Consider the following 6,402-nt stretch of genomic DNA (forward strand, 5'->3'; position numbering starts at 1 on the left):
CGCGGCGTAGCCGCGCCGCAGCACCATCAGTTTTTTTGTGGGAGAGCTACGCTCTCCCACACCCTCACCGTGCGTAGTGTTGTTGCTGGCAACAACATCGCTCATTGATATGGGGAATGCCAATGAGCGACTTCTTGTTCTCCCTACACGTCACCCCAAGACGATCTACGCGAGAACTGAATATCTGACGGGTACCCTTTCTGTGTAGGCGCTGCCAGCGCGCAGCCGTCGTAGCGCAGGAGGTCCCCATGAGTGTCTCTTCTCCCCCCGCAGACCAGCGGGTGATCGGTCGCCTCGGCAGCCGCAGGGCGCGCCGCCGCCTCTCTCCCTGGCTGCTCATCCCCCTCGCCCTGATCATCGCCGCCGCCGGCTTCGTGGCCTGGCGCACGCTCAGCGCCAGCGGCGCGCCCGCCGTCAGCGTCAGCACCGCCACGGTATCCAGCGGCAGCCTGAGCCTCAGCGTCTCGGGCAGCGGCTCGGTTGCGCCGGCCCAGACCCGCACCCTCGCCTTCCCCGTCTCCGGCACGGTCGCCGAGGTGTCGGTGCAGGTCGGCGATGCGGTCAGCGCCGGGCAGCCCCTGGCCAGCCTGGACATCCAGGAGCTCCAGATGGCGGTCGCCCAGGCCGAGGCCAACCTCAAGTCGGCCCAGGCATCCGTGGCCGCCGCCAATGGCGAGGGCGCGACTGCCGCCGATATCGCCAGCGCCCAGGCCAGCCTGCAGAGCGCCCAGGCCTCCTACGAGAAGACCCGCACCGGCAGCGTGACCGCCGCCGAGCTGGCGAGCGCGAAGGCCCAGCTGGCCAGCGCCCAGGCCCAGCTGGCCGACCTGCTCGACGGCCCCACCGCCGCCAATCTTTCATCGGCCCAGAGCACAGTCACGCAGGCCCAGATCACGCTCCAGTCGCAGCAGTCCAGCCTCTCGGCGGCCAAGCTCAAGGCCGAGAGCGCGCTGACGACGGCGGCCAATAGCCTGCGCGACGCCCAGGACGCCTACAGCACGGTCTACTGGAGCAACCGCCAGCAGGAGAGCGCCCCCGGCGACCTGCCGCAGAGCGCCAAGGACGAGGAGGCCGCCGCCCTGCGCGCCGTGAGCAACGCCGAGGAGAGCCTGCGCCAGGCCCAGGTGTCCTACGAGCAGGCCAAGCAGGCCGAGATCACCGGCGTGGCCCAGGCCGAGGCGACCCTCAAGGACGCCCAGACCCAGCTCGCCGACCTCCAGTCCGGCGCGACCGCCGCCGAGATCGCGAGCGCCCGCGCCTCGGTCGCCTCGGCCCAGGCCAACCTCAGCTCGCTCCAGAGCCCGGCCAGCGCCGAGGATCTGGCCATCGCCCGGGCCAGCGTCGCGCAGGCCCAGATCAACCTTGAGAGCCTGGGCCAGCCCGGCTCGGCCAGCGCGGTCGCCAGCGCCGAGGCCAGCCTGGCCCAGGCCCAGGTGGCCTACGATCAGGCCAAGCTCGACCTTGCCGACGCCACTCTGAGCGCGCCCTTCGATGGGGTCGTGTCCGAGGTGTCCGCCAGCGTGGGCGACGACGCCGGCGCGGCCACGATCTCGGTGATCGACCAGAGCGCCTTCTATGTTGACCTCAGCCTGAGCGAGAGCGATATCGGCGACGTGGCCGTGGGCCAGCCGGTGACGCTCAGCTTCGACGCACTGAGCGACGTGACCATCGACGGCACCGTCCAGACCGTCGCCCCGGTGGCGACCGTCAGCTCGAATGTGGCAACCTACACCGTGCGCGTGAGCTTCGCTCCCGGCGACGCCCCGGTGCGGGCGGGCATGACCGCCACCGGCGACATCCAGACCGAGCAGCACGCGGGCGCGCTGCTGGTGCCCACGCGGGCCATCCAGACGGTGAACGGCCAGAAGGTGCTCCAGGTGCAGCAGGCCGGCCAGCCCCCGGCGGCGCTCCAGGTCGAGACCGGCCTGGCCAGCGATGGGATGACCGAGATCCTCGGCTGCGTCGATAGCTCGGCCCAGTGCGTCCAGGAGGGCGACACGGTGCTGATCGTGACCAGCACGAGCAGCAGCAGTGGCAGCACCTCCAGCACGAGCAGCACCAGCCTGCTGGGCGGCGGCCTTGGCGGCCCGCCTTCCGGCGGCCCGCCCGCCGGGATGCCCTAATGCGATTGCAGATTGCAGATTGCAGATTGGGCACAGCACACTGCGATAGCCCGCGCAGACGGGCTTCGCAGACCATAGCCGGGGACTTTAGTCCCCCGGCGCGGGCGGGCACCTGACGCCATCGGCAGCAGCGAGAGGTATTTCTTATGAGCGCAATGATTGTAGCCCACGACCTGCGGCGCACCTACACCATGGGCGAGTTTGAGGTTCACGCCCTGCGCGGGGTGAGCTTCCAGATCCGTCGCGGCGAGTTCGTGGCGATTGTGGGGCCATCTGGCTCCGGTAAATCGACCCTGATGAATATGATCGGCTGCCTGGACACGCCCACGGCGGGCAGCTACCACCTGGACGGCCTGCCGGTTGAGCGGCTCGACCCGGCGCTGCTGGCGGCGGTGCGTAACCACAAGATCGGCTTCGTCTTCCAGCAGTTTCACCTGCTGGCCCGCAGCACGGCCCTAGAGAACGTGGCCCTGCCACTGGCCTACCGTGGTGGCATCCCGACGAGCGAGCGGTTTGAGCGGGCGGCGGCGGCCCTCACCAGGGTCGGCCTCGGCGATCGCATGGGCCACAAGCCCCAGGAGCTCTCGGGCGGCCAGCAGCAGCGCGTGGCGATCGCCCGTGCCCTGGTGAGCGACCCGGCTCTGTTGCTGGCTGACGAGCCGACCGGCGCCCTCGACACCAGAACCAGCGCCGAGATCATGGGCCTGTTCGCCGACCTGAACCGCTCCGGCATGACCGTCGTCATCGTCACCCACGAGCCCGACGTGGCCCGCCAGGCCCACCGGCTGCTGGAGATCCGCGACGGCCATCTGGTGCGCGATCTGGCGACCGCCGACGCCTGGCCCGATGAGGCGCATGTGCAGAAGACCCGTAGCCGCCGGCTCCCCACCCGACAGCAGTGGAGGCTCACCCATGAGCACGCATAGCCCTGTGATCGAGCGTGCCGCCCCGGCCCGCGCCGAGGACGATGACGCCCGCCTTGAGTCCGAGGTCGACGCCCTGCTCGACGGCGGGATCGGCTGGGTTGAGACGCTGCGCTTCGCCCTGGCCACCCTGCGCGCCAACCCGCTGCGCACCCTGCTCACCACCCTCGGCGTGCTGATCGGCGTGGCCGCCGTGGTGGCCCTGCTGGCGATCGGGCGCGGCTCGCAGGAGACGATCACCGCCTCGATCACCTCCAACGGGGCCAACCTGCTCACCGTGCGCGCCGGAGCCTCCAGCAGCGGCGGGGTGCGCGGCGCCGTGGGCGACAGCTCCAGCCTGACCATGTCCGACGCCGAGGCGCTGGCCGACAGCTCGCGCAACCCCGACGTGGCCCAGGTCTCGCCCGAGTACAGCGGCAACGCCCAGCTGGTGGCCGGCAGCAACAACGTGAACGCCCGCGTCACCGGGGCCACCGCGATCTACGCCGATGTCCACAACAGCACGCTGGCCGAGGGCAGCTTCATCGGCGCGGAAGACGTGAGCGCCACGTCGAAGGTGATCGTGCTGGGGGCGAACGTCTCGGAGACGCTCTTCCCCGACGGCGGGGCGATCGGCCAGCAGGTGCGGGTGAGCGGCCAGCAGTTCACGGTGGTGGGCGTGCTGGCGAGCAGCGGCGGCAGCGGATTCGGCTCGGCCGACGACGGGGTGATCGTGCCGCTCAGCACGGCCCAGCGAATCCTCTTCGGGGCGCGCGCCGTCGGCGGCAGCTGGACGGTCTCGACGATCGTGGCCCAGGCCAGCGACGCCGCCTCGGTGGACGCCGCCCAGGCCGAGGTCGAGACGACCATGCGCGAGGAGCACAGCCTGTCGCTCGACGGCAGCGCCGACGACTTCAGCGTGATCAACCAGCAGGACATGCTCAACACGGTGACTCAGACCACGCAGATGCTGACGCTGTTCCTGGCGGCGATCGCCGGGATCTCGCTGCTGGTGGGCGGGATCGGCATCATGAACATCATGCTGGTGTCGGTGCGCGAGCGCACCCGCGAGATCGGGCTGCGCAAGGCGCTGGGCGCGCGCGAGGGCGACATCATGCGCCAGTTCCTCTTCGAGTCGCTGGCTCTGAGCGGGGTGGGTGGGCTGGTCGGCCTGGCCATCGGCTCGGCCATCGCCCTGGGGGTGAGCGCGAGCGGGCTGATGACGGCCAGCCTGAGCTGGGACGTGGCCCTGCTGGCCTTCGGATTCGCCCTGGCCGTCGGCCTCTTCTTCGGCATCGCCCCCGCCCGCAGCGCGGCCCGCCTCGACCCGATTGTGGCGCTGCGCTACGAGTAACCTTCAGATTGGTTTGCCAATATCTGCCAGCGAAGCTGGCAGATATTGGCAAACCAATCCAGGTTTCAGGGCGGCAGCCCTGACGCCTACAGCGGGATCTTCTTCTTGAGGAAGTCCTCAAGCGCCGGCTGGCGGCCCTTCGGCACATCGGCCACCGGGATGGCCATAATTGGCCCGCTGTCGAGGACGAGCACGTAGCAGCCCACCACTTTGCGCCACTCCTTAAACCTGCCCCACTCCAGCACGCTCACCCCGCGCGAGGTGCTCAGGCGCAGCTCCTCGTCGCCAAACTCGTAGCGGGTCTGCAGGAAATAGGGCTGCTCGGGGTTGCGGCTGCCCGCGAAGGCGTTGGCCAGCCCGAGGATCATGTAGAGGCCGAAGGGCACCCAGCCCACCACCAGAAACATAATGTCGATGTTTATCGTGTAGGTGAGCGCGGTGAGCACGGCGGCGGTGACGGCGTAGAAGTAGAAGCTGGGCCGCTGGAAGTGGCGCAGCAGCGAGAGCTGGAAGAACTGCGGCGGCTGCAGGCGCGCCTCGACGACGATCATGGCAGGGCTCCTCGGGTGATGGGCGGGCGATGCCGCCCATTATACCCGCTCCTCTGCGTGCTATAGTAAGGGCTGTTGCAACGTTGCGGGCGGCTGAAGCCGCGTCGCGGGGGTCTGCGGCCGACCGCCCACCTTCGTGGGCGGATCCGGCGTCGGCGCAGGCCGACGCCCGGCGCAGCGCGCCCTGCCGGCGCGACGTCAGTCGCCAGCCAGGGGGGCGCGCAGGACGTTGCACATGCCCTGCTGGCGGCCCGCGCATGTGCCTCATGCCGAGGGCCGGTATGGTATGATATATGTAGATAAAGTTGTCAAACAAACTAATGGTGGGCTATCGTGTAAGGCCGAAGCGCTCATCTGAGAGATCGCCCTGATCGCCACGTTCTTCCCTGCGAATGCTTCGGCCCTACGATGTGGACTATACCCTTATGACAGACACCCTGACGGCCCCGCAGGCGGACCTCGCGGCCTACGCGGCGGCCCACGAGGGCGCGGCGATCTACGACGCGCGGGCGGGCGGGCGGATCTGGATGCGCGACCGCGACGCCGCCGCGCTGCTGCACCGACTCTCGACCAACCAGATCGAGAAGCTGACGCCGGGCCAGGGCGCGCGCGCGGTGCTCACCACCCCGATCGGCCGGATCATCGATCTGCTGACGGTCCACCGGGTGGAGGACGGCATGCTGCTGGTGACGAGCCCCGGCCAGGGGCCGGCGATCATGCGCTACCTGCGCAAGAATATCTTCTTCAACGACAAGGTGAGGCTGGAGGATGCGGGCGAGTCCCTGCTCCAGCTGGCGATCTACGGGCCGCGTGCGGTCGAGCTGCTAGAGAGCCTCGGCCTGCCCGCCGCCGGCCTGCCGCCCTACGGCATTGCGGCCGCGCAGTGGCGCGAGTGGGCGCTGTATGTGGCGCGCTGCCAGCCGCTCGGCGCGGGCGGCATGGCGATCTACGCGCCGCCCGAGGCGGCCGACGCCCTCGCCGACGCCCTCACGTCCGCCGGCGCGGCGACGCTCGACGCGGACACCTTCGATGTGCTGCGGGTCGAGGCGGGCCAGGGGGCCTTCGGCCGCGAGCTCTCGCAGGAGTACATCCCCCTGGAGACGGGGCTCTGGGACGCGATCAGCTTCAGCAAGGGCTGCTACGTCGGCCAGGAGATTATCGCCCGTATGGAGAGCCGCGGCCGCCTGGCCAAGCAGCTGCGCGGCCTGCGGTTCCCCGCCGGGCTGCCGGACGGCCTCGCGCTGCCGGCGAAGCTGGACGCCGGCGGCAAGGAGGCCGGCGACCTGACGAGCGTGGCGGAGTCGCCGCGCCACGGGCTGATCGGGCTGGCCTATGTGCGCAGCGCCTTCGCCGATCCCGGCGGGATGCTCGCGCTTGCGGGCGTGGGGGTTGAGGTGGTCGGCCTGCCGTTTGTGTGATGCGGGCGCTGCGCCCCGCCCGGATGCGGGCGCTGCGCCCCCGCTCGGATGCGG

Annotated in this window: 5 protein-coding genes; 4 read left to right on the forward strand and 1 reads right to left on the reverse strand. The window is 70.1% G+C overall.

Annotated elements, in window-relative coordinates; genetic code table 11:
- Positions 1-248 precede the first annotated feature (248 nt).
- The 3 genes from K2Z83_RS08925 to K2Z83_RS08935 all read left to right on the forward strand — a co-directional run bounded on the left by K2Z83_RS08925 (position 249) and on the right by K2Z83_RS08935 (position 4,379).
- Positions 249-2,123 carry an efflux RND transporter periplasmic adaptor subunit gene (locus tag K2Z83_RS08925; protein WP_220594830.1) on the forward strand — a complete coding sequence of 625 codons (1,875 nt, stop codon included), beginning with the start codon at positions 249-251 and terminating at the stop codon, positions 2,121-2,123.
- Positions 2,124-2,269: 146 nt separating this feature from the next.
- Complete coding sequence (locus K2Z83_RS08930) at positions 2,270-3,049, forward strand: ABC transporter ATP-binding protein (RefSeq protein ID WP_305082501.1); 780 nt, start codon at positions 2,270-2,272, stop codon at positions 3,047-3,049.
- The gene (locus tag K2Z83_RS08935) at positions 3,036-4,379 is read left to right on the forward strand and encodes an ABC transporter permease (protein WP_220594831.1); all 1,344 of its coding nucleotides are present in this window, start codon (positions 3,036-3,038) and stop codon (positions 4,377-4,379) included. The genes K2Z83_RS08930 and K2Z83_RS08935 overlap by 14 nt, the downstream gene beginning before the upstream one ends.
- 86 nt (positions 4,380-4,465) lie before the next feature.
- On the opposite strand, the gene K2Z83_RS08940 is transcribed toward K2Z83_RS08935, so the two are convergent.
- On the reverse strand, positions 4,466-4,930 hold the full coding sequence (locus tag K2Z83_RS08940; RefSeq protein WP_220594832.1) for a YcxB family protein: 465 nt from the start codon (positions 4,928-4,930) through the stop codon (positions 4,466-4,468).
- Positions 4,931-5,355: 425 nt separating this feature from the next.
- On the opposite strand from K2Z83_RS08940, the gene K2Z83_RS08945 reads away from it, so the two are divergent.
- The gene (locus K2Z83_RS08945; RefSeq protein WP_220594833.1) at positions 5,356-6,348 is read left to right on the forward strand and encodes a folate-binding protein YgfZ; all 993 of its coding nucleotides are present in this window, start codon (positions 5,356-5,358) and stop codon (positions 6,346-6,348) included.
- Positions 6,349-6,402: the final 54 nt, after the last annotated feature.

It is taken from the genome of Oscillochloris sp. ZM17-4, from assembly GCF_019599295.1.
Lineage (GTDB): Bacteria > Chloroflexota > Chloroflexia > Chloroflexales > Chloroflexaceae > Oscillochloris.

Bases quoted from the DNA above. Each gene is read 5' to 3' on its own strand.
- K2Z83_RS08935 (WP_220594831.1), top strand. From the start codon at position 3,036: ATGAGCACGCATAGCCCTGTGATCGAGCGTGCCGCCCCGGCCCGCGCC.
- K2Z83_RS08930 (WP_305082501.1), top strand. From the start codon at position 2,270: ATGAGCGCAATGATTGTAGCCCACGACCTGCGGCGCACCTACACCATG.
- K2Z83_RS08925 (WP_220594830.1), top strand. From the start codon at position 249: ATGAGTGTCTCTTCTCCCCCCGCAGACCAGCGGGTGATCGGTCGCCTC.
- K2Z83_RS08940 (WP_220594832.1), bottom strand. From the start codon at position 4,930: ATGATCGTCGTCGAGGCGCGCCTGCAGCCGCCGCAGTTCTTCCAGCTC.
- K2Z83_RS08945 (WP_220594833.1), top strand. From the start codon at position 5,356: ATGACAGACACCCTGACGGCCCCGCAGGCGGACCTCGCGGCCTACGCG.